Source organism: Microbacterium sp. NPDC012755 (assembly GCF_042901325.1).
Lineage (GTDB): Bacteria > Actinomycetota > Actinomycetes > Actinomycetales > Microbacteriaceae > Microbacterium > Microbacterium natoriense.
Window position 1 is genome coordinate 113,713 of record NZ_JBIBCT010000002.1, and the last position, 26,692, is coordinate 140,404.

A 26,692-nucleotide genomic window follows, 5' to 3' on the forward strand; every position below is an offset into this window, starting at 1 on the left:
CCGGTCCTTACTCGTACATGCGGATCGACGTGGGGTCGATGCCGTCGCCCTCGGTGAACGTCGCCTTGTTCGCGAAGGTCGAGCGCACGATGTTCGCGTAGGGGACGACGCTCGTCGTGGAGAACAGCGCCTGCTCGGCCGCGCCCCAGTCGTCGCATCCGTCTGCGCCGGCCTTCTGCGCCGCGGCGGTGACCGCTGCCGTGTACTCGGGGTTGTCGACGCCGGCGAAGTTCGTGCCGTTCGGCGGCGTGGGGCCCGAGTAGAAGGGAACGAGCATGCTCGGCAGCGCCACGGTGAGGGGTGCGGCCGAGACGTCCCAGTCGCCGGTGGAGAACAGGGTCTCGCTGAGCTTCGGGGAGTCGACCGCGGTGACGGTGAGCGAGACGCCCAGCTCCTTCCAGGTCGACTGGATGAGCTCGGCGGCGGCGTTGCCGGCGTCGCCGAACAGCGAGGGGTAGATCATCCGCAGCTCCAGCGGGGCGCCGTCCTTGCTGCGGACGCCGTCGGCGCCGAGCGTCCAGCCCGCGTCGTCGAGGGCTGCGGCAGCCGCCTTCGCGTCGAACTTCGGCAGGAAGCCGCTCACCACATCGGCGCGGCAGGGGTTCGGCGAGACCGTGACGAGGCCGGTGGGCACCGTGCCCTCGCCGCCGGTGAGCACCTTGCGGAGCTGGTCGAGGTCGAGCGACTCGACCAGTGCCTCGCGCACGGCCTGGTCGGCGGTGGGGCGGCCCTCGTTCTGGTTGAAGACGAGCTGTCCGCCCGGCGTCGGGATCTCGGTGTGGAACAGGCCCGCATCCTGCAGCCTCTTCTTGTCAGGGCCGAGCACGAGCGCCGCGTTCACCTCGCCGGAGAGCACGAGGTTCACCGATGTCGTCTCGTTCGGCACGACGCGGAACACGACCTCGTCGGGGAGCCCCTTCTGGTCGGGGTCCCAGTCGCCGGGACCCCAGGTGAAGTCCTTGCGGCGGGTGAGGGTGTACTGGCTGTTCGGGACGATCTCGCCCATCGTGAACATCCCGGTGGAGCCCTCGCCGGCGGCGAGAGCCTTCGGGTCGTCGATCACGGAGCCGCAGACGATGGAGATGCTGCCGATGTTCTCCACGAGGAACGCATCGGGGCGCCCGCTGGTGACGGTCACGGTGCGCGCGTCGTCGTCGCCCGTCGCGGTCGTGCCCGGCTGCACCTGAAGGCCGATCAGCGGTGAGCCGTTGGCCGGGTCGGTGATGTGCGTGATGTTCGCCGCGACGTCGGATGCCGTGAGCGGAGTGCCGTCCTCACAGGTGAGACCCTCGCGGAGGGTGAAGACAGCCTGGGTGGTGTCCGACTCCCACTTCTCGGCGAGGCCGGAGACGACGCTGCCGTCTTCGAGCACCTCGACGAGCCGCCCGTAGAGGAACCGGTCGATGGAGCGGGCGACCGACATCACCGTGACGAACGGATCGAGACTGCCGGGGTCGGTCGAGATGACCGAGGTGAACGTCTTGCCGTCGACGAGGGTGCCGGAGCTCCCTCCACCGCCGGTGTTCGCGCCGGCGGCGCACGAGGTGAGGGCGAGGGCCGTCACGCTCAACAGCGCGACCAGCGGGGTACGAGAACGCATCAGAAGCCTCCAGCAGTGAGTCGGGTGAGGTGTGGGGGGACAGAGGTGACGACGGTCAGTCCGCGAGTCCGCGCAGGTGCTCGACCGCGGCCAGCGCCGCACGGCCGATCGACGCGTCGACGAGTGGCTGACGGTCGGCGAGGGTGTCGGCGAGCGTGAACACGGCGACGGCGAACTGCCGTCCGTCGGGGTAGGTCACGACGCCGGCCTCGTTGCGCCAGCGGGGCAGCGTGCCCGTCTTGGCCGCGATCTGCACCCCGTTCGGGAATCCGGACGAGAGCCGGTGCGGCCAGATCTGCTGCGCCATGATCGTGCGCGCCTGCTCGCACGCGGATGCCGGAGCCGCCGCATCCGTCCAGAGGGCGGTGAGAAGCGTGGTCACGTCCCGCGGCGTCGAGTGGGACGTGCGAGGGGGGTCGAGGGCGCGCAGTGCGAGCAGGTCCTCCGCGGAGGCCGAGAGGAGCAGCTCGTCGAGGTCGTCATCGGGCGAGCCGCCCAGGTCCTCCACCACCGAGGCGAACAGGTCTTCGCAGCAGCCGATGAGGGCCGTGCGATCGAGACCGAGGTCGGAGATCACGCGGTCGACGGCGTCGCCGCCGAGGCGGTGGTAGATGACGTCGGTGGCGGCGTTGTCGCTCATCGTCATCATCAGGAGGGCGAGGTCGCGCCAGCTGGCCTCCACATCGTCGGCGAACCCTGCGGTCCCGACGCCGCCGATGCGGTACCGCGCCGTCACGGTGGTGCGCGCGGTCTGGTCGAGCGCGCCCGCGGCGACGTCACGGACGAAGGCCGTGAGCACGAGGATCTTGAACACCGAGGCGAGCGCGACGGGGTCGTCCGATCCCACGCCGACCTCCGGACCGTCCTCGACGCCGATCTCGCGGGCGTGCAGGAAGCCTCGGGCTCCGGCATCCGCGAAGATCCGGGCGATGTCGGCCTCCACCGCGGTGGAAGCCGTCGCCGCGGGCGCGGCGCTCACGCGTCGATCCGACGGTCGGCGCGGCCGGTGTGCAGGTAGAGAGCGCGACCCTCTCCGTCGTCTCCGACGAAGGCGTGGGGCATGTGCATGCCGTGCTGCGGTTCGCGCGGGAGCAGGCTGTCGCCGCTCCACCCGACGAGCTCGACGGGCTCGGGTGCGGGGCCGAGCTCGGCGAAGATGCCCTTCATCGTGCGTTCGAGCCAGATCCGTCCGTCGTCGTCGACGCTCACGACCGAATCCGAGACCGACGACGAGTACGTGCCGAGGATGCGATCGAGGTCCACCTCGACGGGGGAGGCGGGGACCTCGGGGAGGGCGGGCATCGTGACCCCGGCGAGGGCGCTGAGCACCTTCGCGGTGATGGTCTGGTACGCCTCGACCGCGCGTCCTCCGTTGGTGAGGATCGCCACGGCCACTCCGGCCGACGGGACGATGCGCAGGAAGGCGCTCTGTCCGATCGTGCCGCCGTCGTGTCCGATGACCGGTGCACCGTCCCAGTCGAAGAGCTCCCAGCCCAGGCCCCATGCGTCGCCGAGGACGCCGAGGTCGGGCAGCTCGACCTGCTGCTCCTGCATGGCGCGCGTGCTCTGCTCGGAGAGCACGCGGGTGCCGTCGGCGGCGATCCCTCCCTCGATGTGCATGCGGGCGTAGCCGAGCAGGTCGCGCGGCGTCATGGCGAGCATGGAGCCCGCCGGTGCGTTCGAGCGGACCAGGCTCCAGACCGGGGCGGGGACGGGCTCGTCGCCGTCGCCGGAGGGGACGTGGCCGAGCGCGGCGCGGAACATGATCGCCTCCGGCGCCGAGGTGGCGACGTGCGTGAGCCCGAGCGGGGCGATCAGGTGGGTGCGGAGGGCCTGGTCGAAGGGCATGCCGCGCAGCACCTCGATGATGCGGCCGAGCACGACGAATCCGGCGTTGTTGTACGAGAAGCGCTCGCCGGGTGCGAACAGCTGCGGCGCGTCGGCGATGGTCGCCAGGTACTTCTCGACGGCGTCGTCGCCGACCCCGGTGTCGTTGAACAGGTCGCCCTCGAAGCCGCTCACGTGGCTGAGCAGCTGCCGGGCGGTGATCGCCGAGGCTGCGGCGTCGTCGGCGATGGCGAACTCCGGCACGACGTCGCGCACGGGGGCGTCGAGGTCGAGGAGGCCGTCGTCGACCAGCTGCATGATGAGCGTCGCCGTCCACGTCTTCGTGATCGAGCCGATCTGGAAGACCGAGTCGTCATCGGCTTCGACTCCGGTGTTCCGGTTCAGGATGCCGGCCGACGTCGTGAAGATCTCGCCTCCGGCGAGGACTCCCACGGATGCGGCGGGGATGTGCGCGTCGGCGATCAGGGCGGGAAGGTTGTCCCGCAGCCAGACGCCGATCTCGTTCAGGTCGGACATGTGCGCTCCTCTTCATCGAGTGCGCCGTCGATAGGGGTGCGACGGCGATGGGCCGAGACTATTCGCGTGTGCGGAGACGCCGTTGGTCGGCGGCGACGAGACTTGCCGGGAGCTTGGTGCTCGCGGACGAAGCCCCGCGGATCACCGTCGTCGCACGGCGCGGAGTCCGATGTGCAGCAGGTCGGGGCCGCCCTCCGCGGCGTCGAGCAGCCGGCCGACGGCGACGCCCTCGTCGGTCACGAGCGCCCGGTCTCCGCGGACGCCCAGCCGCAGCGGCGGGCGCGGCGGGATGCCGAGGGCGGCGATGTCCTCGCGCAGCACCATCGTGAACTCCAGTGCGTCTCCGACCCGCGTGACGTCGTAGTGCCACTGGCCGGCGTCGTACCGCCCGACCGTCTGGTCGAGCGCATCGGTGGTGCGCTGGCCGACCGGCGTCTTCTCCGGAGCGATCCCGCGGAGGTGCTCGAAGCACCAGTCGATGACCCTCGTCCCGAGTGCCTTGCCCGCGCTGCTGTTGGTGAGCACCGTGATCGCGAGATCCTGGTCCGGGGCCATCACGAACTCGCTGAGCTGGGTGTCGGCGATGTTGCCGCCGTGCATCACGAGCCGGGCGGAGCCGTGGTGTGAGAGGAGCCAGGGGAAGCCGATCGCGTCGACCGGCGGACCGGCGCTGAGCTGCGGCTGCTGCATCCGGAGCCTGGTCGCCTCGCTCACGGGCGGAGTGCCCTCGCTCTCCCCGCGCATCTGGAACCGCGCATAGCGCAGCTGATCGCCCACGGAGGAGACGAGCCCGCCCTCGGGGTCGATGTCGCGCGTGATCGGCCACTGGCCGAGGGGGGAGACGGTGCCGTCCTCCGCCGTGACGTGGCCGAGCGCGTGGGGGCGGGCGATCACCTCCCACGGGAAGAAGAAGGTGTCGGCCATCCCGAGGGGATCGAGGACGACGCGTCGTACGGCCTGCTCGAACGGTTCGCCCGCGACGACCTCGACGATGCGCCCCAGAAGGCGGATCCCGGCGTTGCTGTACGACGCGATCGTGCCGGGGGCGAAGAACTGGGGGAGCTCGGCGAAGCTCGCGACGTTGCGGGCGAGGGAGTCGGCATCCCATCCCGGCTGCTCGTCGGCGTCGCCGAGGAATCCGCCGGAGTGGGTGAGGAGGTGTCGAACGCGCAGGGCGTCGAGGGCCGCGGCATCGCCGAGGCGGAAGTCGGGGAGGATGTCGGTCACACGGGCGTCCAGGTCGAGCAGCCCGTCGTCGACGAGGCGCATCGCCGCCGTGCCGGTGAACGTCTTCGACGTCGAGCCGATCTGGAACAGGGTGCGCGCGGTCACCGGCGCACCCGTCTCGGTGGAGGCGACGCCCGTGACGGCGATGAGCTCGTCGTCGCCGTCGAGCACGCCGACGACGGCCCCCGGCACGCCGAGTTCGGCGGCGGTGGCGTCCAGGAAGGACTGCAGGTCTTCGGTCATCATGCGTCTCCTCGTATCGCGCGACCGGGGAAGGCATCGGTCACGATCTCCCCGGCGTGCACGACGGGGATGCCGTGCACGTACAGCTGCCGCACGCCCTGGGAGGGCCGCGTGGGATCGGCGTAGGTGGCGCGATCGGTGATCGTCACGGGGTCGATCACGACGACGTCGGCGTCGGCGCCGACGGCGAGATGCCCCTTGCCGCGCATGGCGGACGAGACCTCGTCGAGGACCCGCGCCGGAAGGTAGGAGCAGCGTCGGAAGGCCTCGACCCAGGTCCAGGTCTCGGATTCCCTGACCATGAGGCGCAGCGATTTCGCGAAGGTGCCCGCCGTGCGCGGGTGCGTGTGACCGCCGGGAGGCAGCGGCCACTCCCGCTGCTCGTACGCGGTCGGGGCGCCGGCGGTGCTGGTCCAGGACACGGGCATGGCGTCGCTCGCGACGATCGAGTCGGGGTAGGCGAGGGCCCGGTGCAGATGCGCGCGGTCGAGCGGATCGGCCTCGTCGAGGAAGGTGACGATGCACGTGGCGCCGGGGTCGGCGGCGCGCACCTCGCGGAGGCGCGCCTCGTCGGCGATGCGCTCGCCGGTGTCGACCAGGACGAGCGAGCTCGGCGTGATGCCGAGTCCCCGCAGCTTCTCGGGGGCGAGGAAGAACGCGCCGATCGCGGTGCTCCCCGCGCCGTACGGGTACGCCTCGACGGTCACGCGCGACCCGGCCGCACGGCTGCGATCGAGGAGCGCGAGCACGCGGTCGACGTGCCGCAGGGACGTGCTGTTCACGTGGCAGTGGTGCATGGCCGCCCCGGTCTCGGCGGCGGCGCGCACGAGCTCCTCCGACCCGTCGATCGGTGTCGCCGGATCGGCTTCGATGAGCTCTCGGACGTGCGTGAAGGTGGGGGCGTGCGCCGCCGCGGCCAGGCGGGAGAGCGCGAGGTACTCGTCGGGATCGGAGCGGGGCGCGTAGCCCATGAGGACTCCGATGCCGAGGGCCCCGGCGGCCAGCTCGCCCTCCAGCAGGCCGAGCCAACGCGTGCGCTCGGGGGCGCTCGACGATCGCTGCCACTCCCCGTTGCCGAGCAGGTCCATCGACGCGGTGAAGTCGGCGACGGGGACGCGGTCGAGGTGCGCGAACGCCCGCGCCTGCGCCCAGGATGCCGAGAAGCCGTAGTTCAGCGGGCGACCGTCGGCCGCGGCCCTGGCCATCGCCTCGGCCACCGGCATGAGGCCGGCCTCGAGGTCGAGCGCGGTGGTCACGCCGTCCATCGCCTGCAGCCGCTGTCCGGCGATGGAGTGGACGTGGCTGTGCAGATCGACGAAGCCGGGGCCGACGATCAGCCCGCGGACGTCGACGACCGCGGTGCCGGGGGGAGCGATCAGATCGACGCCAACGGCGGCGATGCGTCCGTCGGACATGAGGAGGTCGGCGATCCGGTCGGCGCCGGTCTTCGGGTCGACGACCCGGCCGCCGCGCAGCAGTGTGTTCACGCGCCCAGCGTGGCATCACGGGTGCGGGGGAGTCCGGTGCGCGGGCACGAAATCAGACGGGTCATCCGGTACCGGAGCACAAGCCGCGCACCCCGCCGCGCAGCTCGGAGGTGCGCCGGAGGGCGGGGAGAGACATAATGGGGACGATAGATGTGACCGTGCACATGCGAGGAGGCTGTGATGTCGACGGCCTCAGAGCGCGCACGGATGCCCAGCATCCGCGACGTCGCCCGGTTGGCAGGGGTCTCGCACCAGACCGTCTCCCGGGTGCTCAACGATCATCCGAGCATCCGTCCGGAGACCAAGGCCAAGGTCCTCGACGCGATCTCCGTGCTCGACTACCGGCCCAATCTCGCGGCCAGGGCGCTCGTGACGAGCAAGTCCAACATGCTCGGCATCCTGTCGGCGACGGTGGGGGAGTTCGGTCCCACCTCGTCGATCGTGGGGATCGAGGATGCCGCGCGCGAGGAGGGGTACTCGGTCTCGACGCTGAACCTCTCGGCCACCACGCCGGAGGCGATCGGCAATGCGCTGCGACAGCTGTCGCGGGAGCAGGTCGACGGCATCGTGGTGCTCGCCCCGCAGGTGCGGGTGTTCCATGTCCTGCGCGGCATGACCGTCGACATGCCCTTCGTGACGCTGCAGACGGCGTCCGGATCCGACGGCGTCAGCCACTCCGCAGACCAGGTCGCCGGAGCCAGGGCGGCCACGGAGCACCTCATATCCCTCGGGCACACCGACATCCTCCATCTGGCCGGGCCGCAGGACTGGATCGAGGCGGAGTCGCGCATGCGGGGCTACCTCGATGCGCTGAGGGAGGCCGATCTGCCCACGTTCCCGCCGATCCGCGGCGACTGGACGGCGGACTTCGGCTTCTTCGCCGGTCAGGAGCTGTCGCGGCGCCGGGACTTCACCGGGATCTTCGCGGCCAATGACCAGATGGCTATCGGCCTCATGCACGGCTTCCGGGTCGCGGGTGTGCGGGTGCCGGAGGATGTGAGCGTCGTCGGCTTCGATGACATTCCGGTCGCGGCACATGTCGCCCCGTCGCTGACGACGGTGCATCAGGACTTCCCCGAGCTGGGCAGGAGAGCCGTGCGGATCCTGCTCGCTCAGATCCGCGGTGAGGCGGTGCCGGAGTTCGGCGCGCTGCAGACGATGCTGCGTCCGCGGGAGTCGTCCGCGCCGCGATAAGGGCACGATTCGATCACGGGCTTGACACTGCCCCGTGGAGAGTGGACCATATAAACCAATGTGAACGGTCACATGGAAGATGACCGCAAAGGCGCGAGGAAGATCCGTGAGCACCACAGCAACGTTGCCGGTCGTGTCAGGCCCGATCCTGGAGATGCGAGACATCACCAAGGAGTTCCCGGGCGTCAAGGCACTGTCCGACGTGTCGATCACCGTCCGCGCGGGAGAGATCCACGCGATCTGCGGTGAGAACGGCGCGGGAAAGTCCACCCTCATGAAGGTCCTCTCGGGTGTGTACCCGTACGGCACCTATGACGGCGACATCCTGCTCTACGGGCAGGAGCAGCGCTTCAAGGACATCGCCGCGAGCGAGCAGGCCGGCATCGTGATCATCCACCAGGAGCTCGCGCTGATCCCCGAGCTGTCCGTCACCGAGAACATCTTCCTCGGCAATGAGATCCGCAGCTTCGGGCGCATCGACTGGCAGGCGCAGAAGCAGCGTGCGATCGAGCTGCTCGCCAGGGTCGGCCTCGACGAAGACCCCGACGCGCCGATCAAGACCCTCGGCGTCGGCAAGCAGCAGCTCATCGAGATCGCGAAGGCGCTCAACAAGGACGTCAAGCTGCTCATCCTCGACGAGCCCACCGCCGCGCTCAACGAGAACGACTCGCAGCACCTGCTCGACCTGATCCTCGGCCTCAAGGCCAAGGGGATCGCGTCGATCATGATCAGCCACAAGCTCAACGAGATCGAGCAGATCGCCGACGAGATCACGATCATCCGCGACGGACGCACGGTCGAGACCCTCGACATCTCCCGCGGCGAGATCAACGAGGACCGCATCATCCGCGGCATGGTGGGCCGCTCGCTGGAGAGCCGCTACCCCGACCGCGAGCCCGAGATCGGCGAGGTGTTCTTCGAGGTCAAGGACTGGTGGGTGCAGCATCCGACGGTCTCCGAGCGCATGGTCGTGAAGGGCTCGAGCCTCAACGTCCGCCGCGGCGAGGTCGTCGGCATCGCCGGCCTCATGGGTGCAGGACGCACCGAGCTCGCGATGAGCATCTTCGGACGCTCGTACGGCACGTTCCTCTCCGGCACGATCGTGAAGGACGGCAAGGAGATCGAGCTGCCCGATGTGGCGTCGGCCATCAAGCACGGTCTCGCGTACGTGAGCGAGGACCGAAAGGTGCTCGGGCTCAACCTGCTCGACACGATCAAGCGCTCGGTCGTCGCCGCGAAGCTCTCGAAGATCGCGAAGCGCGGGGTCGTCGACTCGCGGGCCGAGTTCGCGATCGCCGAGGACTACCGCAAGGCGCTGCGCATCAAGACCCCGTCGGTCGAGGAGGGCGTCGGCAAGCTGTCCGGCGGCAACCAGCAGAAGGTCGTGCTGGCGAAGTGGATGTTCACCGACCCCGACCTGCTGATCCTCGACGAGCCGACGCGAGGCATCGACGTCGGCGCGAAGTACGAGATCTACGCGATCATCAACCAGCTCGCCGCGCAGGGCAAGGGCGTCATCGTCATCTCCAGCGAGCTCCCCGAGCTGCTCGGCATCTCCGACCGCATCTACACCGTTTTCGAAGGTCGGGTCACCGACTGCATCCCGGCCGACCAGGCGACACCCGAGGCTCTCATGCGCAGCATGACCTCCACGAACCAGAAGGCATCCGCATGAGTACCGATCTCACTCCTACGAAGCGCCCGTTCCATTTCGGCGACATCACGAAGATGTTCGGCGGCGGACAGTCCACCCTCCGCCAGTTCGGCATCCTCGGCAGCCTGATCGTGATCCTGGTGTTCTTCCAGATCCTGACCTGGCTCGCGAAGGGGACGGGTCTCACGCTGTCGCCCGAGAACCTGATCAACGTCGTCAACCAGTACTCCTACATCCTGATCCTCGCGATCGGCATGGTGATGGTCATCATCATGGGGCACATCGATCTGTCCGTCGGCTCGGTCGCGGCCTTCACCGGCATCATCGTCGCGAAGGCGATGACCGAGTGGAGCCTGCCCTGGCCGCTCGCGATCGTGCTCGGCATCGGGGTCGGCGTGGTCGTCGGCGCCTGGCAGGGCTTCTGGGTCGCGTACGTCGGGGTCCCGGCGTTCATCGTGACGCTGGCCGGCATGCTGCTCTTCCGCGGGGCGAACCAGTTCATCGGCCAGTCCACGACGATCCCCGTGCCTCCTGGGTTCCGCGTGATCGGCGCCGGCTACCTGCCCGAGGTCGCTCTGCCCGTCCCGTTCAACGTGCCGACCATGATCCTCGCCATCCTCGGCGCCGGATGGATCGTGTTCTGGGAGATCCGCACCCGCCGCGTGCAGAAGAAGATGGGCTCTGACTCCGCGCCCCTGTGGGTGAGCGTCGTCAAGGTCGTCGTGCTCTCCGCCGTCATCCTCGTCGCGGGCTGGCTGTTCGCCACCGGGCGCCCCGGCACGAGCTTCCCGGTGTCGGGCATCATCCTGCTCGTGCTGGTCATCCTGTACTCGTTCGTCACGAACAGCACGGTGTTCGGCCGTCACATCTACGCCGTCGGCGGCAACCGGCAGGCGGCCCGCCTGTCGGGCGTCAAGGACCGCTGGGTCGACTTCTTCGTGATGATGAACATGTCCGTGCTCGCCTCGCTCGCCGGAATGATCTACGTCGCCCGCGCTGCGGCATCCGGACCTCAGGACGGCAACGGCTGGGAGCTCGACGCCATCGCCTCGGTGTTCATCGGTGGCGCCGCGGTGTCGGGAGGCATCGGCACGGTGATCGGATCGATCATCGGTGGTCTGGTCATGGCGTTCCTGAACAACGGACTCGCCCTCATGGGCGCCGGCGCCGACCTCGTGTCGATGATCAAGGGTCTCGTGCTGCTGTTCGCCGTCGGTGTCGACGTGTGGAACAAGCGGCAGGGACGCCCCTCCGTGACGGGGTTCATCATGCGCAACTTCGGTCGCAGGAACGAACCCGGCAGCGCGACCTTCGACCCCACTCAGACCTATCAGGCCCCCGCCGTCGAGAAGACGAGCGGAAAGTAGGCGGATGCTGCACGCGCCGCCCGCGTGCAGCATCTGTCCCTCACCACAGAAAGAGATCACATGAAGAAGATCATCGTCACCGCGACAGCGCTTGTCGCAGCGGCAGCCTTCACTCTCACCGGGTGCTCCTCGGAGCGCGGGGGAGACACCGGCGGGGGCACCTCGACGGAGGCCAGCAAGGGCTTCGCCGCCGATGCCCTGATCGGCGTCGCCCTTCCCGACAAGACCAGTGAGAACTGGGTGCTGGCCGGCGACCTGTTCAAGAGCGGACTCGAGAAGGCCGGTTTCAAGGCCGACGTGCAGTACGCCCCGGCGAGCAACACGGTCGCCGAGCAGCAGAACCAGATCCAGGCTCTCGTGACCAGCGGCGCCAAGGTCATCATCATCGGCGCCAAGGACGGCAAGCAGCTCGCGACCCAGGTCGAGGATGCTCAGTCCAAGGGCGTCACGGTCATCGCCTACGACCGTCTGATCGAGAACACCAAGGCCGTCGACTACTACGTCGCGTTCGACAACTTCAAGGTCGGCGAGCTGCAGGGCCAGGCTCTGCTCGACGGTCTGAAGGAGCGCTCGGGTCACGACGCGCCGTGGAACATCGAGCTGTTCTCGGGTTCGCCTGACGACGCCAACTCGAAGGTGTTCTTCGACGGTGCGATGAGCGTGCTGAAGCCGGAGATCGAGAAGGGCGACCTGAAGGTCGTCTCGGGTCAGACCGAGATCGCGCAGACGGCGACCGACGGCTGGAAGGCCGAGAACGCCCAGCGTCGCATGGACTCGCTGCTGACCTCGTCGTACGGCACCGAGACGCTCGACGGCGTCCTGTCGCCGAATGACACGCTGGCTCGCGCCATCATCACGTCCGTCCAGGGCGCGGGCAAGCCGGTTCCGGTCGTCACGGGTCAGGACTCCGAGGTCGAGTCGGTCAAGTCGATCATGGAGGGCATCCAGTACTCCACGATCAACAAGGACACCACGCTGCTCGTCGAGCAGTCCATCAAGATGGTCCAGCAGCTGCAGAAGGGCGAGAAGGTCGACGTCAACGACACCGAGTCGTACGACAACGGCGTGAAGGTCGTCCCGGCGTTCCTGCTGAAGCCGATCATCGTCACCAAGGCCAACGCCGCTGAGGCGTACGCGAACGTCCCGAGCCTGCTCGAGATCGTGAAGTCGTACCAGTAAGCAGCAGCGCTCCGATTCCTGGGGACGCGCGAGCCGTCCGGACCTTCTGGTCCGGACGGCTCGTCTTCTTGTATGAGGCGATGGTCGGGTCAGCAGCCGACCGCGGCGGGATTCTCGAGGCAGGTGCGTGCGACGAGGGCCGTGTGGGCCTCGAAGATGCGGATCTGCTGGCTGGGGCTGTCGATCGTGAGTTCGCCGATCACGGGGAACCAGCCGCCGCCGAGGTCGACCTGGGCGGAGTAGCGGATGCTGAGGGCGGCCGTGTAGGTGCCGCGTGCGGAGTAGACGTGGCTGGTCGGCGTCGGGGTGAACGGCGCCTGGCCGAGCTCTTCCCAGGTGCGGCCGGGGACGGTGACCGTGGCGGTGGAGCCGTCGCCGTAGGAGTAGTCGTACGCGATGGGCGTGAAGCGAACGCTGATCGGGTTGCCGAACAGCGTCCCGGTCTGTGTCCGGACGGAGGCGGCTCCGAGGAGGTTCGTCGGCATGCCCGCGATTCCGGCGTTGCCGGGCTCGACGGCGAAGTCCGCGGCCGGAGGGGCGAACTGCGCGAGGTCGGTCATCGTGATCGAGGGCGCGGGGGTCCCGTCAGGGTTGGCCCGTATCCGCGCGCGGATGCAGCGGCCATCCTCGTCCGTCGTGATGAGACACCCGTCGGCGTCGTAGGACGACGGGGGCGACGAAGGGGAGTCGGAGTCGTCAGAGCTGACATCCCTCTGGCCCGTAGATGGAGTCGTGCCCATTTGGGTCGCTGAGCTGCTGACTGTGAGCGATGATCGCCCCGTTGCAATGGCCGCGCTCCCCAAGGGGTTTTCCGGATCAGTTGTCGAGTCTTGGGACGGAAGCTGGGTCATGAGCAGGACACCTCCGATCGCGAAAATCGCTGCTACTCCACTACGCATGCGACATCCTCTCGTTCCGCTGCGGAGTCGATTGAGAGGCTGTGGTTCTTCTCGGACACGAAGGTGATCTCAAGTGCGTAAGTAGAAGGACGGTCGGAGCTCACTTGGGACACCCCGGACGAGTCGACGATGGAAACTGATGACACATCGAGGCAGACGTTCGCAACGACGGTGGTAAAGGGTGGTTTGGACCTCACTCCGTCGAAGGAGAGAACCCTTGTTTCTCCGCTCATGATGAAACCATCGGCATGCATCGTGGAGTAGGCCTCGCGATCTGCAGCCTCGAATGAACCGCTGGAGAGCTCGAACAATGGTTCAAAGGTCCTCGTATCGCTGAGATCGACTTCATTCAATCGAGCATTGAACGCCCGGTACACCTCCTCGGCTTTTGCAAAAGCCTCCTCCTCGCTCGCGAAGGCCGCGGTGGGCGTCGGCGTCGGGGTGGGAGTGGGTGCGCATCCGGCGACTGCTCCCGCGATGAGTGCGAGGGCGCCGAGTCCGCTGAGGGAGTGGGCGGCTGTTCTCTGGAGAATCACTCGCACACGGTAACCGGATTCGCGAATGCGTCGCCGGAGTTATCCACAGGCCATGATCGTGCGGGAATGCGCGCGCGTGAGCTCAGGAGATCAGAAGACCGAAAACTCAGAAGGGCGCCCGGGCGCGTGCGAGCAGTGCCGTCCCCGTCGGGGGCGCACCGTCGGCCTCGGCGACGAACAACACCGTGTGCGGTACCGGGGGAGTGTCGGTGTAGGTGCGGCCGGCGGGACTCGTCCATTCGAGCACTCCGCCGGGGTGATGTTCGACATGCCACGGCGAGGCGTGTTTGAGCGTGTGATGCCTGCGGCAGAAGCAGCAGAGGTTGCACTCGGCGGTCGCGCCACCCGTGGACGCCGGATCGTTGTGGTCGATGTCGCACTTCCTGGCGGCGATCCCGCAGGTCGGGAACCGGCACCGCTGATCGCGTGCCCTCAGGTGCCGTCTGAGCTGCTCCGACGGGCGATACCGGTCGACCGCGAGCATCGCACCCGTGATCGGGTGGGTGAGCACTCGGTCCCACCCCGTCGCAGAGCCTGCGAGCGCACGAGCGGTGTCGGCGTCGATGGGCACGACACCGTCGAGCAGCGCAGGCGGCGTCGTCGAGGACGCGTCCCCGTCGGCCGAGGTCGCCTCCGCGGCATCCTCCGCCATCAGGGTGAGCACGGGCACGGTGATCTCCACACGCCCGCGGATCTCGCCGAGCAGGCCGTCTGCGCTGTCGTGGGCGACCGGGGTGCCGGAGAGCACGAGGTCGGCGAAGAGATCGGCGCGGATCTCGTCGACGGACCGGGTGTCGGGGTCGAAGGGGATGCCGTCGGCTGCTGCTTCGCGCGCCTCGCGGATGTTCTCGGTGCGGATCCGGTGGGCCATCTCGGACACGCGGTCCTTCATCGCGTGCACCAGCACGGCCGGGGCGTGCACGTGGAGATCGGCCATGCCGTCTTCGCCTTCCGTCGCCCAGACGCGCCTCCGCTCGCGGGCGGCCCGATGCCGGTCGTCGATCGTCTGCTCCTGAAACCTCTCGGCGATGCGCTTCGCGAGTGCCCGCAGCCGATTCGGAGACTCGACCTCGGCGACGGCGAGCACGGCCTCGGCGTACTCCGCCCGCTGGTCGTCGTCGGTCAGCTGGGCGCCGGCGTCGATGATGACGTGCGTGTGCGCGGCCGTGATGCGCCCCGCGCCCTGTGCCTGCCACACCGCGGGGAAGCCGTCGACCAGCCACGACGCCTCGCCGATCTTCCGCTCGACCGTGCGGTCGCTGACCCGGAGCCGCTGCCCGATCTCGGCCGCCACCGCGCGGATCGTCATGTCGCCCCGATCGGGGTGATCGCCCTGCTTCGCGATGTCGACGGCCATCCGACCCGCCAGCGCGAACAGCCCGTCGCGGGCCGCCATCATCGCGTTCACCGTCGCATCGGCGATCTCCAGCGACTCGACCAGATCGGCGAGCATCGCCATCTGGGAGTCGGTCGCGTCGATCAGTGCGGTCATGAGTCCAGTACACCAGGGGCCACCGACATTCGAACAAAGATTCCACAGCTCGCAGACTTCGAAATGTCACAGAAGGATAACGACCGTGATTGACTGACCGGATGCTCCTCCACGCCCTCGACACGGCCGACTCCGCCGACTCGGGCGGTGCGGCGACGCCCCCGCTCCGCACCGCCCTGCTCCTGCACGGAGCGATGGGATCAGCCGAGAGCTGGTGGCGCGTCATCCCGCTCCTCGTCGACCGGGGATACCGTGTGCTCGCCCTCGATCTCCCCGGCCACGGACGCTCTCCCCGTGACCCGCAGCTCACCGTCGACGAGGCCGCAGCCGCCGTCGTCGAGACGATCAGGCGGCTCGCGCCCGAGGGGCCGCTCCACGCCGTCGGGCACTCCTACGGGGCCACCGTGCTGGCAGCGGCCGCCGCGGCTCTCGACCCGAGCCTCACCGTCTACGTCGATGCCGCGCTGTCGATCGAGGGCGGTCATGACCGCGCTGAGCTCGTCGACCGGTACGAGTGCGACCGCCTCGCACGCGTGGATGCCGATGCCCTGCGCCGGAGCCGCCCCTTCTACTCCGAGAGGGATGCCGAGGTCGAGGCTCGTGCCGCCGAGCGGTTCGACCCGGAGACCTTGGCATCCGTCTCCTGCGGAACCGACGGCGAGTGGCCGCCGGCTCCGGGGTCGATCGTCGTCAGGGCCGAGCCGAGCTCGTGGGTGAGCGATGCCGACGTGCGGAGGCTCACGGAGCACGGGGTCGACGTGCGCAGCATCCCCGGCGCTGCGCACACCGTCTGGTACAGCCACTTCGAGGAGTTCACTGCCTCCCTCCCCGAGCTGTTCGGAGGCCCGGCCGTCGGGTGAGGCGAGCGCGACTACCCTTGAAGTGACATGGCACATCTTCTCGGGGCAGAAGCCCTCCAGCTCGAATACCCGACCAGGGTCGTCTTCGACTCCGTGACCCTCGGAATCGAGGAGGGCGACCGCATCGGCATCGTCGGCCGCAACGGCGACGGCAAGTCCAGCCTCCTCGGGATGCTGGCAGGCATCAAGGAACCCAACTCCGGCCGCGTGACGGTCCGCGGCGGCACCACGATCGGCGTGCTCGACCAGGCCGACACCCTCGGCGACGGTCTCACGATCAGCCAGGCCGTCGTCGGCGACACCCCCGAGCACGAATGGGCCGGCGACGCGAAGGTCCGTGACGTCATCGACGGGCTGCTGCGGGATCTGCCGTGGGATGCCGAGATCGGCTCGCTCTCGGGCGGCCAGCGCCGACGGGTCTCGCTCGCGAAGCTGCTCACCGGCGACTGGGACGTCATCGCGCTCGACGAGCCCACCAACCACCTCGACGTCGAGGCGATCACCTGGCTCGCCGGGCACCTGAAGAAGCGGTGGAGCCCGAACTCCGGGGCCCTCATGGTCGTCACCCACGATCGCTGGTTCCTCGACGAGGTCTGCACCGAGACCTGGGAGGTGCACGACCGGATCGTCGAGCCCTTCGAGGGCGGCTACGCGGCGTACATCCTGCAGCGCGTCGAGCGCGACCGGATGGCCGCAGCCACCGAGGCGAAGCGGCAGAACCTCGCGCGCAAGGAGCTCGCCTGGCTGCGCCGCGGCGCCCCGGCACGCACGGCCAAGCCGAAGTTCCGCATCGACGCCGCCAACGAGCTCATCGCCGACGTCCCCGAGATCCGCGACAAGATCTCCCTGCAGTCGCTCGCCGTCTCCCGCCTCGGCAAAGACGTCGTCGACCTTCTCGACGTGGGGGTGTCCTACGGCGACAAGGAGGTGCTGCGCGATGTGGAGTGGCGCATCGCGCCGGGGGAGCGCACCGGCATCCTCGGGGTCAACGGCGCGGGCAAGTCGACGCTGCTCGGCCTGATCTCCGGCACCGTCGAACCCACGGTCGGGCGTGTCAAGCGCGGCACGACCGTCAAGGTGCAGACGCTGACCCAGCGCCTCGACGAGCTCGACCAGCACTGGAACGACCCGGTGCGCGTGGTCATCTCGGGTCTGCGCACCTCGTACACGATGGGCAACGGCTCGAAGGCGCAGGACCTCACTCCCGGGCAGCTGCTGGAGCGCCTCGGATTCTCGTCCGCCCAGCTCTCGACCCCGGTGAAGGACCTCTCCGGAGGTCAGCAGCGCCGTCTGCAGCTGCTGCTCGTGCTGCTCGACCAGCCCAACGTGCTGATCCTCGACGAGCCCACGAACGACCTCGACACCGACATGCTCGCCGCGATCGAGGACCTCCTCGACTCGTGGTCGGGCACGCTGCTCGTCGTCAGCCACGACCGGTACTTCCTCGAGCGCGTGACCGACCAGCAGTTCGCGATCCTCGGCGGCAGACTCCGGCACCTCCCCGGCGGAGTCGACGAGTACCTGCGCCTGCGTCAGCTGCAGGACGCCGAGCCCTCCAAGGCGTCCACCGGAGCCGCGAAGGCTGCTCCGAAGGGGCTGGACGGAGCGGCGCTGCGCACCGCGCAGAAGGAGGTCTCCGCCCTGGAGCGGCGCATCCAGAAGCTCACGGAGCAGGTGGATGCCGCCAAGCACTCGCTCGCCGACCACGACCAGTCCGACTACGCCGGACTCGGCGAGAAGATGAAGGCGATCGGGGATCGGGAGGCGGAGATCGAGGAGCTCGAACTGCGCTGGTTCGAGCTCACGGAGGAGATCGGCTGACCTGAACCCCCGAACGGGGAATATCCTTCTCTCACCGCTGTTGGGAGGTAGAGATGGAAGGTCTAGAAGTCACCGTCCTGCTCGGACTCACGATCCTCGCAGGAACCCTGCTCGCTCCGCGAATCCGCGTCGCACTGCCCCTCGTCCTCGTCGTCTTCGGGCTGCTGCTCGGCTTCGTGCCGCAGCTGCGCGAGGTGCAGCTGCCGCCGGAGACGGTGCTGCTGCTGTTCCTGCCCGTGATGCTGTTCTGGGAGAGCCTGACGACGTCGCTCCGGTCGATCCGGCGCGACTTCCGCTACATCCTGCCGATGAGCACGCTGCTCGTCGTGGCCTCGGCCTTCGCCGTCGCCGGAGTGGGCGTGCTGTTCGGGATGCCGTGGGAGATCGCGCTCATCCTCGGCGCCGCCGTCGCCCCTCCTGACGCCACGGCCGTCGCGGCCCTCGGGCGACTGCTGCCGCGGCGCATGTTCATGAAGCTGAAGGCGGAGAGCCTGACGAACGACGGCACGGCCCTCGTGCTGTACGCCATCGCGATCTCGCTCGCGGTCGGCGGTGACGTCACGCCGCTGAGCATCACCTGGACCGTCCTGGTCTCGTACGTCGGCGGCGTGCTCGCCGGCGCGGTGATCGCGGCCCTCGCGTATCTGCTGCTGCGCCGGTCGACGAGCACGGCGGTCATCAACGTGACCCTGCTGCTCGTGCCGTTCACGGCGTTCCTGCTGGCGGAGATCATGCACGCCTCGGGTGTGCTCGCGGTCGTCGTGGCTGGACTCGTCATCGCGTACGTGTCTCCGCGCATCACCACGGCATCCTCCCGCCGCCAGTCCGAGGCCGCCTTCCCGTTCGGCGTCTACCTGCTCAACGGCGCGCTCTTCGTGCTGATCGGGCTCGAGGTGCAGTACGTCGTGCACGAGATCTCTGCCGCAGCCGTGGGCCGCCTCGTGCTCATCACGCTCGGAGTGTGGATCGCTCTGCTGGCGGTGCGCTACCTGTTCCAGCTGCTGAGCGCCGTGGTGCGCCGCCCGACCGACGCGCGACCACCACGGGGTCTCGCCGCACGCGTCCGCCTCCTCTCCACGTTCGCCGGCATGCGCGGAGCGGTGTCCCTCGCGATCGCGCTCTCCATCCCCGTCGAGATCGGCGGCGAAGGACGCGACGAGGTCGTGGTCGTCACGGCCGGCGTCATCCTGCTCAGCCTGCTCGTACAGGGTCCGCTCCTGCCGGCCGTCGTGCGCTGGGCCAAGCTCCCCGTCGACACGGCGGAGGTCGAGGAGTACGAGCTCGCCGAGCGCACCATCTCGGGTGCGGCGCTCGCGGCGCTCGACGACCTCGCGGCCGAGCACGGCGTCGGCCAGGAGATCCTCGACCGCGTGCGCAGTGAAGGCTACCTGATGCTCGAGTACGCGAACGCGCGCGCTCTCGCCAGGGAGCAAGCGGCGGTGGATGCCGAGGCCAGCGCCCTCGACGCCATGCTCGACGAGCCGGACCCCTACGGCGGCGGCAGCGCGGGCCTGGAGCTCGTGGAGCAGCGGGAGGATGCCGTCGACGGCTCGAGTCTGCAGATCATCGCGACATCGACCGCGGTCGACGTCGCGCAGCGGTCCCCGCTCATCCGCCACGAGGAGCACACGCGCCTCAAGCTCGCGCTGCTCGACCGCAAGCGCGAGGTGCTGCTGGGGCTTCGCCGTTCGGGCACGGTCGACGACGTGGTGGTGCGCCGCATCTCCGCGCGTCTCGACCTCGAGCAGGTGCGCCTGCAGGGGATCGAGGAGTTCGACTGATCCGGCTGTGACGCCGTGTGACACCCGATTCCTCGGGGCGGGGAGGCCCTGCCTACCGTTGAAGAGTCCCCCCAAGAGAGGAACTCTTCACATGACTCGTCGCACAACGTCCATCCTCGCCGCGCTGGCCGCGGTCCCGCTCTTCGTCGCCCTCGCGGGCTGCGCCACGGCGTCCAGCGACGCCGGCGCCGGCAGCGGCGACTCCGCCAAGGACGAGACCGTCAAGATCGGCGTCGTCGGCAAGGGCGACGCGCAGTGGGCGCCCTTCGTCGAGGCTGCGGCGGACGAGGGGATCACGGTCGAGCTCGTCGACTTCGGTTCGTACGAGCAGCCGAACCCGGCGCTCGCCGAGGGCGAGATCGACCTCAACCAGTTCCAGCACATCGTGTACCTCGCGGAGTACAACAACGCCTCGGGCAAGGACCTGGTGCCGGTCGGCTCCACCGCGATCTACCCGCTCGGCCTGTACTCGCAGAAGTACGACGACGTGAAGGACATCCCGAAGGGCGAGACCGTCGCCGTTCCGGATGACGCGTCCAACCAGGCTCGCGCGCTCAACGTCCTGCAGTCGGCGGGTCTCGTCGAGCTGAAGAGCGGTGGCACGCCCTACTCCGACCTCGCCGACGTCGATACGGAGAAGTCGAAGGTCCAGGTGAAGGCGCTGGAGGCGGCCCTGATCCCGACCTCGCTGCCCGACGTCGCGGCCGCGATCATCAACAACGACTTCGTCAAGGACGCCGGTCTGACCTTCGACGACGCGATCGCGAAGGACGACCCGGAGTCCCCGAACGCGCTGCCGTACGTGAACATCTTCGCGGCTCGCGCCGAAGACGCCGACAACGCGACCTACAAGAAGCTCGTCGAGATCTTCCAGACGAACAAGGACGTCCAGGCCGGACTCCAGGAGTCGTCCGGGAACACGGCGGTGCCGCTGCAGACGCCCGTCGCCGACCTCGTCGCCTCGCTCGAGAAGGTCCAGAAGGACGCGAAGGACAAGAAGTAGTCAGCGACTGAGAGAATCGGGTGGCGCTCAGCGCCACCCGATTCTTCGTCGCCACGCACCACACGGAGCAGCACATGCCGATCGTCACCCTCTCGAACGTCTCCAAGGCGTACCCCTCGCGGTCCGCCGGGGCGGGCGACGTCGTCGCCGTCGACGACGTGACCCTCTCGATCGAGAAGGGCGACGTCTTCGGCATCATCGGCTACTCCGGGGCGGGCAAGTCCACCCTGGTCCGACTCATCAACGCCCTCGAACCCGCGACCGGCGGCACGATCACCGTGGACGGCGTCGACATCACGGCGCTCGGCGAACGGGAGCTGCGCAGGATCCGCGGCGGCATCGGGATGATTTTCCAGCAGTTCAACCTCTTCGCCGCGAAGACGGTCAGGGCCAACATCGCCTATCCGCTCAAGCTCGCCGGCTGGTCGAAGGACGACATCGACGCGCGTGTGACGGAGCTGCTCAGCTTCGTCGGTCTCGCCGACAAGGCGAAGGCGTTCCCCGAGCAGCTCTCCGGCGGGCAGAAGCAGCGCGTGGGCATCGCCCGCGCCCTCGCCACCGGCCCGGCGATCCTGCTGGCCGACGAGGCCACCAGCGCCCTCGATCCGCAGACCACCCACGAGGTGCTCGAGCTCCTCTCCAGGGTCAACAGAGAGCAGGGCGTCACGATCGTCGTGATCACGCACGAGATGGACGTCATCCAGACCATCGCGACGAAGGTCGCCGTCATGGAGAACGGCCGTGTCATCGAGCAGGGAGATGTGTTCGACGTGTTCTCCTCGCCTCAGAACCCGGCATCCCAGCGCTTCGTCGGCACGGTGGTCAAGGGCATCCCCTCGCCCTCAGAGCTGGCGGTGCTGCGTGAGCGGCACCGGGGTCGCATCGTGACCTTCTCGTTCCGCGACGGCGACTCCTCCCAGGCGCAGGTGTTCCTCGATCTCGCCGGCGCCGGACTCGACTTCGAGCTGATCTTCGGCGGCATCAACGACATCCGCGGACGCGCCTTCGGGCATCTCACGCTCGCGATCCGCGGCGACGGCGCCGCGATCGACCGGGCGCTCGCCGAGATCGGCACGCGCGTCGACGTCACCGAGATCGCCGGAGAGGAGGTCCGCTGATGGAACGTCTGATGGAACTGTGGCCGGAGTTCTGGAAGTCCGCGCTCGAGACGCTGTACATGACCTCCGTGGCCCTCGTGATCTCCGGGATCCTCGGCCTCCTGATCGGCGTGATCCTCTACGTCACGCGGCCCGGCGGACTCGTCGAGAACCGCGTCGTCTCGTTCCTCATCAACCTCGTCGTGAACTTCTTCCGCCCGATCCCGTTCGTGATCTTCATGGCGGTCGCGCAGCCCCTCGCACGCGTCGTGGTCGGGGTCGGCATCGGCACCACCGCCGGCGCCTTCATCATCGGCCTCGCGGCCTCCTTCGCCATCGGGCGCATCGTCGAGCAGCATCTCGTGTCGGTCTCGCCCGGCGTGATCGAGGCGGCGAGGTCGATGGGCGCGGGGCCCCTGCGCATCCTGTTCACCGTGGCGATCCCCGAGTCGCTCGGGCCGCTGATCCTCGGGTACACGTTCATCGTCGTGGCGCTGATCGACATGACCGCGATGGCGGGTCTGATCGGCGGCGGCGGCCTCGGTGCGTTCGCCCAGATCTACGGCTTCCGGCAGTTCGAGCCGGTCGTGATGTGGGCCGCGATCATCCTCATCGTCGTGTTCGTGCACCTCGTGCAGGTGCTCGGTACCCGTCTGGCGCGCAAGGTCATGCGGCGCTAGGGGCGTCCTTCAGGGCGAGTCCGGTCGCGAACTCGCGCTCGGCGCCGCTCAGCGGATCGACGAAGCGCAGCTCCCGCGCCAGCAGCTGGAGGGGGGCGTCGAAGTCGTCGGGCTTCTCCGGCTGCAGCACGGGATAGAACCCGTCGTTGAGGATGCCGAGACCGAGGGCGGCGAGATGCACGCGCAGCTGGTGCATCTTGCCGCTGTGCGGGCGCAGCAGCGTGTGCACGACGCGCTCATCGGCGGCGATCAGCTCGATCAGGGTCTCCGCGTTCGGCTCGCGCTCGGCATCCACCCGCACGCGCACCTCGCCGCGGTGCTTCACGATGTGGTTGCGGTAGACCAGGGGGAGCATCGCGGCATCCCAGTCCGCCGGTCGCGCCGACACCGCTTCGTACACCTTCTGCACCTGACGGTTCTCGAACAGCAGCTGGTACGCGCCCCGCGTCTCGGGACGCGCGGAGAACATCAGCAGACCCGCGGTGGCGCGGTCGAGGCGGTGGATGGGGGTGAGCTCCGGGATGTCGAGGAGGTTCCGCAGGCGGACCAGCGCCGAGTTCTGCAGGAACCTGCCTCCGGGTGTCGTCGGCAGGAAGTGCGGCTTGTCGACGACGACGAGGTCGCGATCCTGATGCAGCAGGACGATCTCGAAGGGGATGTCCTTCTCGGGCGGCGGATCGCGGTAGTACCAGACGAACTCCTCGGCGCCGAGCGGGGTGTCCCTGGCCAGTACGCTGCCGTCGCGGGCGACGATCTCACCGCGGTCGAAGCGCACGAGCAGCCGCTCCGGGTCCATATGGAAGAACCGCTCGACCATGTAGGCGGAGATCGTCGGCCAGGCGCCGCTCATCGGCACGTGCAGACGGGTCGCGCCGACGCCGTCGCGCATGGGGAGGGGGGAGGGCATGCCCATTCGGTCAAGCCTACGCGGCCTGCGTGAACCGGGAGCGGTACTGCTGCGGGGCCAGTCCGATCCGGTCGCGGAAGTGCTTGCGCAGCGCCGCCCCGGTGGCGAAGCCCGAACGCGCGGCCACGTCGTCGACGAGGAGGTCGGTCGTCTCCAGCAGCTCGCGGGCGCGGTCGACCCTGGCGTCGGCGAACCAGTCGCCCACCGTCCGCCCCGTCTCGGCGCGGAAACGGCGGGTCAGGGTGCGCACGCTCATCCCGAAGCGATCGGCGACGTCCGTGAGCGACAGCGGCTCGTCGATGCGGGAGATCAGCCAGGTCTGGATGTCGCTCGCCGAGCCGACCGTCGGAGAGGACGCCACCGCCGGCCTGGCGACGAACTGCCGCTGACCGCCGCCGCGGTGCGGTGCCGCGAGCGTGACCTGGGAGACCGTCGCCGCGACCGCCGCGCCGAAGTCGTTCGCGATCAGGTGCATGGTGGCGTCGACCGCGGCAGACGCCCCGGCGGCGGTCAGCACGCGGCCGGTGTCGACGAAGAGCTCGTCCTCGCGCATGCGCACCAGCGGGAAGCGCCGAACGAACTCGTCCGACGAGCACCAGTGGGTGGTCGCCTCCTTGCCGTCGAGGAGTCCGGATGCCGCGACCGTGAACGCGCCGGTGCAGTAGCTGACGATCCGCCGGTCGCCGAACTCGGCCAGTCCGATCGGGTCGTCGGAGGTCTCTGCGGCGCTCCACGGGGGCACGATGATCGTGTCCGCGGTGTCGAGCGCGCGCCGGTCGGAGGCCGGGGTCACCGTGAAATCGGCGTTCGTGGGCACGGGGAGTCCGTCGAGGGTGTAGGTGGTGACGGAGTACAGCGGCTCGCCGTCACGGTGGGCAGCGCGGAAGAAGCGGGCGGGGATCCCCAGCTCGTACGGGAAGACTCCGGGGAGGGCGACGACGACGATGCGGTGCATGGCTATATCGTGACACATATTGACCATCCGGCCACTGTCGGGGCGATGATCGACAGGCCAGGCTGGGTGGAGCGGTCGGATCGGCCGCACGAGAGAAAGGCAGACCAGTGCGTTCAGCGAAGTACTCGGGTGCAGGGGCGGCGGCTGAGGTCGTCTCCGTCATCGACACCGAGATCCCGTCTCCCGGCCCCGGAGAAGTGCTCGTCAGGGTCGGCGCCGCCGGCCTCAACCCCGTCGACGTGAAGATCCGCGCCGCCGCCGTCGACTTCGGGCCCATCATCTACACGGACCTCCCGGGGTGGGACGTCGCGGGGGTGGTCTCGGCCGTCGGGCCCGGCGTCGACGAGTGGGCGGAGGGCGACCGGGTGTTCGCGCTCGCCGCGTTCCCCGCCGCCGCGCACACCCTCGCCGAGTACGCCGTCGTCGCCGCCGGGGATCTCGCCGCGTCGCCGAGCACATGGAGCACCGCGCAGGCAGGGGCTGCCCCGCTCGCCGCCCTGACCGCATGGCAGGCGCTCGAGACCGCGGGCGTCCGCTCGGGGCAACGGGTGCTCGTGCTCGGCGGCGCGGGCGGCGTCGGCCATCTGGCCATCCAGCTCGCCGCCGCGAGGGGCGCGGAGGTGGTCGCGACCGCGAGCCCCGCCAAGCACGAGCTGCTGCGCTCCTGGGGTGCGAGCGAGACCGTCGACTACCGCGACGAGGCCGCACTCGCGGCGATCGCCCCGGTGGATGCCGTGATCATCACGGTCGACGACACCCTGCCTCCGCGCGGGGCGGTCGCGGCCGGGACCTCCGTCGTCACGATCACCGGGCTGACGGACGAGCGCAGGGCCGAGCTCGCGTCGTGGGGCGCCGGACCGGTCGAGCGCATCCTCGTCTCCGCGAACGGCGGGCAGCTCGCGGAGATCGCCGCCCTCGCCGAGTCCGAGGCGGTGACCGTGCACCTCGACTCCGAGTTCGGCCTCGACGAGCTCGCCGCCGCGCAGGAGCGCGTCGAGTCCGGCCGTGTCACCGGCAAGGTGGTCGTGGTCGTCGATCCCCGCCTGTGAGCCGTGCGCCGGGGCGCGTCAGCGCGCCCCGGCGGCGAGCCAGTCGTCGAACGTGGTCGGCGCGATCCGGGCGTCCTCGCCGGGGAGCAGCACCTCGCCGGCGAACTCGATCCCCAGTGCGGCGCCGCGCCAGGACGCGCGCAGCGGCAGGGTGCTTCCCCTCGCGGCGAGGGTGCGGCGCGCCATGTCCACCGCATCCTCCGTTCGGGGGCCCGCGAGGTCGAACGACCCCTGGAGCGGTGCCGAGATCGCGGCGGCGACGAGGGTCGAGGCGACGTCGGCGGGGGCGATCGGCTGCAGCAGCAGCGGTGGGACGACGCCCTCGCCGTCGATGACCGACCACTCGGCGATCATCGCGGGGAAGTCGTGGAACTGGGTCGCCCTCACGATCGTGAAGGGCACGGCACCCGCCGCCACCTCGCGCTCCTGGGCGCGCTTGCCGAAGTAGTGGGCGTTGCCTCGAACCGTGTCGAGTGCGGCGATCGAGAGCGCCACGTGGTGCCCGACTCCGGCGGACCGCTCCGCCTCGAGGAGGACGCGCGAGATCGTCGTGAACGTGGCCTCCGCCTCGGCCTGGTCCGCGACCGGGGGATTCGTGGCGTCGATCACCGCGTCGACGCCCTCGAGTCGTGCGGCGAGCCCGTCCCCGCTGCGCAGGTCGACGCCTTCTCCGCGGGTCAGCGACACCGCGTCGTGTCCCTCCTTCTCGAGCTCGGCGACCACCAGTCGTCCGATCCGTCCCGTTCCGCCTGCCACTGCGATGCGCATGTCCGCTCCCTAATCATGGATATTGCATGTCCACAATATGGGTGTCGCGTAGGATGAGCAAGTGAAGCTTCCCGAGACGTCGGAATGGGTGCTGCACACCGCCACGGTGATCGCACAGCTCCCGCCGGGCTCGACCGTGTCCGCGGCGCAGCTGTCCGAGCATTTCGGCGTCGCCGGCCCGTACCTCTCCAAGCAGCTCGCCAAGCTCGTGCGCGCAGGGATCCTCACCGGGAGCACGGGGCCGCGCGGCGGCTTCCGGCTGGCGCGGGAGCCGGAGCGCATCAGCATCCTCGACCTCGTCACCGCGGTCGACGGCGCGGCGGACCCCTACGTGTGCCGAGAGCTGCGTCAGCAGGGGCGCGGCGCCGCCCGCCCGGAGGATTGCCGGAACCCCTGTGCGCTGGCGTCCGCCATGCGTGCGGCGCACGAGGCCTGGCGGGCGTCGCTGGCGAACGTGACCCTCGCCGGGATCGTCGACGGACTGCCGGCGTCGGTCATCGAGAAGAACCGTCGGCTCCTCGGCTGACGG

23 protein-coding genes are annotated in these 26,692 nt (G+C 69.3%); 12 read left to right on the top strand and 11 right to left on the bottom strand.

Going from position 1 to position 26,692, the window contains the following annotated elements; genetic code table 11:
- Positions 1 to 7: 7 nt before the first annotated feature.
- From ACFY5A_RS17720 to ACFY5A_RS17740, 5 genes are all read right to left on the bottom strand, one after another.
- Positions 8 to 1,600, bottom strand: coding sequence for an ABC transporter substrate-binding protein (locus tag ACFY5A_RS17720; protein ID WP_223586128.1), 1,593 nt, complete (start codon positions 1,598 to 1,600; stop codon positions 8 to 10).
- Between the two features lie 55 nt (positions 1,601 to 1,655).
- Entirely contained in the window at positions 1,656 to 2,579 is a 924-nt protein-coding gene (locus ACFY5A_RS17725) for a serine hydrolase (protein WP_387236216.1), read from the bottom strand.
- Positions 2,576 to 3,964 (bottom strand): serine hydrolase domain-containing protein, encoded by a 1,389-nt coding sequence (locus ACFY5A_RS17730; RefSeq protein ID WP_387236219.1) that lies wholly within the window; start codon positions 3,962 to 3,964, stop codon positions 2,576 to 2,578. The genes ACFY5A_RS17725 and ACFY5A_RS17730 overlap by 4 nt, the downstream gene beginning before the upstream one ends.
- Before the next feature lie 141 nt (positions 3,965 to 4,105).
- Positions 4,106 to 5,437, bottom strand: coding sequence for a serine hydrolase domain-containing protein (locus tag ACFY5A_RS17735; protein WP_387236221.1), 1,332 nt, complete (start codon positions 5,435 to 5,437; stop codon positions 4,106 to 4,108).
- A complete protein-coding gene (locus ACFY5A_RS17740; protein WP_387236224.1) occupies positions 5,434 to 6,921 on the bottom strand; it encodes an amidohydrolase family protein in 1,488 nt (495 codons plus the stop codon). The genes ACFY5A_RS17735 and ACFY5A_RS17740 overlap by 4 nt, the downstream gene beginning before the upstream one ends.
- 180 nt (positions 6,922 to 7,101) lie before the next feature.
- On the opposite strand from ACFY5A_RS17740, the gene ACFY5A_RS17745 reads away from it, so the two are divergent.
- The 4 genes from ACFY5A_RS17745 (at position 7,102) to ACFY5A_RS17760 (ending at position 12,315) form a co-directional block, all read left to right on the top strand.
- Entirely contained in the window at positions 7,102 to 8,115 is a 1,014-nt protein-coding gene (locus ACFY5A_RS17745; protein ID WP_105672272.1) for a LacI family DNA-binding transcriptional regulator, read from the top strand.
- 154 nt (positions 8,116 to 8,269) lie between these two features.
- A complete protein-coding gene (gene mmsA / locus ACFY5A_RS17750) occupies positions 8,270 to 9,790 on the top strand; it encodes a multiple monosaccharide ABC transporter ATP-binding protein (protein WP_263294988.1) in 1,521 nt (506 codons plus the stop codon).
- On the top strand, positions 9,787 to 11,136 hold the full coding sequence (mmsB, locus tag ACFY5A_RS17755) for a multiple monosaccharide ABC transporter permease (RefSeq protein WP_386954946.1): 1,350 nt from the start codon (positions 9,787 to 9,789) through the stop codon (positions 11,134 to 11,136). The genes mmsA and mmsB overlap by 4 nt, the downstream gene beginning before the upstream one ends.
- A 60-nt stretch (positions 11,137 to 11,196) precedes the next feature.
- On the top strand, positions 11,197 to 12,315 hold the full coding sequence (locus ACFY5A_RS17760) for a substrate-binding domain-containing protein (RefSeq protein ID WP_386954944.1): 1,119 nt from the start codon (positions 11,197 to 11,199) through the stop codon (positions 12,313 to 12,315).
- Positions 12,316 to 12,404: 89 nt separating this feature from the next.
- Here ACFY5A_RS17760 and ACFY5A_RS17765 read toward each other — a convergent pair whose 3' ends face one another.
- The 3 genes from ACFY5A_RS17765 to ACFY5A_RS17775 all read right to left on the bottom strand — a co-directional run bounded on the left by ACFY5A_RS17765 (position 12,405) and on the right by ACFY5A_RS17775 (position 15,242).
- Positions 12,405 to 12,875: a hypothetical protein gene (locus tag ACFY5A_RS17765; protein WP_105672268.1), complete on the bottom strand. Its 471-nt coding sequence runs from the start codon at positions 12,873 to 12,875 to the stop codon at positions 12,405 to 12,407.
- A gap of 323 nt (positions 12,876 to 13,198) precedes the next feature.
- Positions 13,199 to 13,750, bottom strand: a complete 552-nt coding sequence (locus tag ACFY5A_RS17770; RefSeq protein WP_387236227.1) for a hypothetical protein — start codon at positions 13,748 to 13,750, stop codon at positions 13,199 to 13,201.
- Positions 13,751 to 13,856: 106 nt separating this feature from the next.
- Positions 13,857 to 15,242 carry a DUF222 domain-containing protein gene (locus ACFY5A_RS17775; protein ID WP_387236230.1) on the bottom strand — a complete coding sequence of 462 codons (1,386 nt, stop codon included), beginning with the start codon at positions 15,240 to 15,242 and terminating at the stop codon, positions 13,857 to 13,859.
- 101 nt (positions 15,243 to 15,343) lie between these two features.
- Between ACFY5A_RS17775 and ACFY5A_RS17780 the strand changes: the two genes are divergently transcribed.
- The 6 genes from ACFY5A_RS17780 (at position 15,344) to ACFY5A_RS17805 (ending at position 22,484) form a co-directional block, all read left to right on the top strand.
- A complete protein-coding gene (locus tag ACFY5A_RS17780) occupies positions 15,344 to 16,102 on the top strand; it encodes an alpha/beta hydrolase family protein (RefSeq protein ID WP_341941660.1) in 759 nt (252 codons plus the stop codon).
- Positions 16,103 to 16,129: 27 nt separating this feature from the next.
- On the top strand, positions 16,130 to 17,923 hold the full coding sequence (locus tag ACFY5A_RS17785; RefSeq protein ID WP_387236234.1) for an ABC-F family ATP-binding cassette domain-containing protein: 1,794 nt from the start codon (positions 16,130 to 16,132) through the stop codon (positions 17,921 to 17,923).
- Positions 17,924 to 17,976: 53 nt separating this feature from the next.
- Positions 17,977 to 19,704, top strand: a complete 1,728-nt coding sequence (locus tag ACFY5A_RS17790) for a Na+/H+ antiporter (RefSeq protein WP_387236237.1) — start codon at positions 17,977 to 17,979, stop codon at positions 19,702 to 19,704.
- A gap of 91 nt (positions 19,705 to 19,795) precedes the next feature.
- Positions 19,796 to 20,707 carry a MetQ/NlpA family ABC transporter substrate-binding protein gene (locus ACFY5A_RS17795; protein WP_341941662.1) on the top strand — a complete coding sequence of 304 codons (912 nt, stop codon included), beginning with the start codon at positions 19,796 to 19,798 and terminating at the stop codon, positions 20,705 to 20,707.
- A gap of 74 nt (positions 20,708 to 20,781) precedes the next feature.
- Complete coding sequence (locus tag ACFY5A_RS17800; protein WP_387236240.1) at positions 20,782 to 21,825, top strand: methionine ABC transporter ATP-binding protein; 1,044 nt, start codon at positions 20,782 to 20,784, stop codon at positions 21,823 to 21,825.
- Complete coding sequence (locus tag ACFY5A_RS17805) at positions 21,825 to 22,484, top strand: methionine ABC transporter permease (RefSeq protein ID WP_105672260.1); 660 nt, start codon at positions 21,825 to 21,827, stop codon at positions 22,482 to 22,484. Before ACFY5A_RS17800 ends, ACFY5A_RS17805 begins: the two co-directional genes overlap by 1 nt.
- Here ACFY5A_RS17805 and ACFY5A_RS17810 read toward each other — a convergent pair.
- Positions 22,471 to 23,391, bottom strand: coding sequence for a pseudouridine synthase (locus ACFY5A_RS17810; RefSeq protein WP_387236243.1), 921 nt, complete (start codon positions 23,389 to 23,391; stop codon positions 22,471 to 22,473). The genes ACFY5A_RS17805 and ACFY5A_RS17810 overlap by 14 nt on opposite strands.
- A 16-nt stretch (positions 23,392 to 23,407) precedes the next feature.
- Positions 23,408 to 24,346: a GlxA family transcriptional regulator gene (locus ACFY5A_RS17815; RefSeq protein ID WP_387236246.1), complete on the bottom strand. Its 939-nt coding sequence runs from the start codon at positions 24,344 to 24,346 to the stop codon at positions 23,408 to 23,410.
- A gap of 107 nt (positions 24,347 to 24,453) precedes the next feature.
- Between ACFY5A_RS17815 and ACFY5A_RS17820 the strand changes: the two genes are divergently transcribed.
- Complete coding sequence (locus tag ACFY5A_RS17820; RefSeq protein ID WP_341941665.1) at positions 24,454 to 25,395, top strand: NADP-dependent oxidoreductase; 942 nt, start codon at positions 24,454 to 24,456, stop codon at positions 25,393 to 25,395.
- An 18-nt stretch (positions 25,396 to 25,413) separates the two neighbouring features.
- Here ACFY5A_RS17820 and ACFY5A_RS17825 read toward each other — a convergent pair whose 3' ends face one another.
- Complete coding sequence (locus tag ACFY5A_RS17825) at positions 25,414 to 26,163, bottom strand: SDR family oxidoreductase (protein ID WP_387236249.1); 750 nt, start codon at positions 26,161 to 26,163, stop codon at positions 25,414 to 25,416.
- 61 nt (positions 26,164 to 26,224) lie between these two features.
- Between ACFY5A_RS17825 and ACFY5A_RS17830 the strand changes: the two genes are divergently transcribed.
- Entirely contained in the window at positions 26,225 to 26,689 is a 465-nt protein-coding gene (locus ACFY5A_RS17830) for an Rrf2 family transcriptional regulator (protein ID WP_341941667.1), read from the top strand.
- Positions 26,690 to 26,692 lie beyond the last annotated feature (3 nt).

Excerpts from the sequence above, each read along its gene's own strand:
- ACFY5A_RS17720 (WP_223586128.1), bottom strand. The coding sequence starts at position 1,600 with ATGCGTTCTCGTACCCCGCTGGTCGCGCTGTTGAGCGTGACGGCCCTC.
- ACFY5A_RS17730 (WP_387236219.1), bottom strand. The coding sequence starts at position 3,964 with ATGTCCGACCTGAACGAGATCGGCGTCTGGCTGCGGGACAACCTTCCC.
- ACFY5A_RS17735 (WP_387236221.1), bottom strand. The coding sequence starts at position 5,437 with ATGATGACCGAAGACCTGCAGTCCTTCCTGGACGCCACCGCCGCCGAA.
- ACFY5A_RS17745 (WP_105672272.1), top strand. The coding sequence starts at position 7,102 with ATGTCGACGGCCTCAGAGCGCGCACGGATGCCCAGCATCCGCGACGTC.
- mmsA (WP_263294988.1), top strand. The coding sequence starts at position 8,270 with ATGCGAGACATCACCAAGGAGTTCCCGGGCGTCAAGGCACTGTCCGAC.
- mmsB (WP_386954946.1), top strand. The coding sequence starts at position 9,787 with ATGAGTACCGATCTCACTCCTACGAAGCGCCCGTTCCATTTCGGCGAC.
- ACFY5A_RS17760 (WP_386954944.1), top strand. The coding sequence starts at position 11,197 with ATGAAGAAGATCATCGTCACCGCGACAGCGCTTGTCGCAGCGGCAGCC.
- ACFY5A_RS17765 (WP_105672268.1), bottom strand. The coding sequence starts at position 12,875 with ATGACCGACCTCGCGCAGTTCGCCCCTCCGGCCGCGGACTTCGCCGTC.
- ACFY5A_RS17775 (WP_387236230.1), bottom strand. The coding sequence starts at position 15,242 with ATGACCGCACTGATCGACGCGACCGACTCCCAGATGGCGATGCTCGCC.
- ACFY5A_RS17780 (WP_341941660.1), top strand. The coding sequence starts at position 15,344 with ATGCTCCTCCACGCCCTCGACACGGCCGACTCCGCCGACTCGGGCGGT.
- ACFY5A_RS17785 (WP_387236234.1), top strand. The coding sequence starts at position 16,130 with ATGGCACATCTTCTCGGGGCAGAAGCCCTCCAGCTCGAATACCCGACC.
- ACFY5A_RS17790 (WP_387236237.1), top strand. The coding sequence starts at position 17,977 with ATGGAAGGTCTAGAAGTCACCGTCCTGCTCGGACTCACGATCCTCGCA.
- ACFY5A_RS17795 (WP_341941662.1), top strand. The coding sequence starts at position 19,796 with ATGACTCGTCGCACAACGTCCATCCTCGCCGCGCTGGCCGCGGTCCCG.
- ACFY5A_RS17800 (WP_387236240.1), top strand. The coding sequence starts at position 20,782 with ATGCCGATCGTCACCCTCTCGAACGTCTCCAAGGCGTACCCCTCGCGG.
- ACFY5A_RS17805 (WP_105672260.1), top strand. The coding sequence starts at position 21,825 with ATGGAACGTCTGATGGAACTGTGGCCGGAGTTCTGGAAGTCCGCGCTC.
- ACFY5A_RS17810 (WP_387236243.1), bottom strand. The coding sequence starts at position 23,391 with ATGCCCTCCCCCCTCCCCATGCGCGACGGCGTCGGCGCGACCCGTCTG.
- ACFY5A_RS17815 (WP_387236246.1), bottom strand. The coding sequence starts at position 24,346 with ATGCACCGCATCGTCGTCGTCGCCCTCCCCGGAGTCTTCCCGTACGAG.
- ACFY5A_RS17825 (WP_387236249.1), bottom strand. The coding sequence starts at position 26,163 with ATGCGCATCGCAGTGGCAGGCGGAACGGGACGGATCGGACGACTGGTG.